Origin of the sequence: Bradyrhizobium valentinum (assembly GCF_001440405.1) — a bacterium.
Lineage (GTDB): Bacteria > Pseudomonadota > Alphaproteobacteria > Rhizobiales > Xanthobacteraceae > Bradyrhizobium > Bradyrhizobium valentinum.
This window is the reverse complement of the sequence record NZ_LLXX01000182.1, coordinates 72,417-72,933: the sequence shown is the minus strand read 5'-3', so window position 1 is coordinate 72,933 and position 517 is coordinate 72,417. Positions and strand designations below refer to the sequence as shown.

Genomic DNA, 517 nt, shown 5'->3' with positions numbered 1-517 from the left:
CTGATGGCAACGCTTGCGGCGTCGACGGCGGCGCGGATGCCTGCGTCGCGGACGGCAATGTGTGCGGCGCGGATGCGACCGTCGAAGCTTGCGGAGCTGACGGCAATGTTTGCGGCGCAGATGCAGGCGCCGAAGCCTGCGCGGCGGACAGCAATGCTTGCGGTGCCGATGCGGCCGTCGAAGCTTGCGCCGCAGACAGCGCCGCCTGCGCGGCCAACGCGGTCGCGGAGGCCTGCGCGGCCGATGCGGATGCCTGTGCAGCCAACGCGTCTGCCGACGCCTGCGCCGCCGATGCCGATGCCTGTGCCGCCAACGCGTCGCTCGATGCCTGCGGTGCCGATGCGGATGCCTGCGCCGCCAAGGCGGGCGCCGACGCCTGCGGTGTCGATACCGGTGTCTGTGCGGCCAATCTCGGCGGCGTCTGCGGCGTCGATGCGCCGGTGCTCGATCCAATTTCGTTCTGCGCGGTGAACGTCATCCCGGTGTTGCCGTCATGCTGATGATCGACATGCGCAAC

The 517-nt window shown here is 70.0% G+C and carries 1 protein-coding gene; it reads left to right on the top strand.

The window, feature by feature from the left end; genetic code table 11:
* A partial coding sequence (locus tag CP49_RS46425; protein ID WP_197423311.1) for a hypothetical protein occupies window positions 1–500 on the top strand: 500 nt, incomplete at its 5' end.
* Window positions 501–517: the final 17 nt, after the last annotated feature.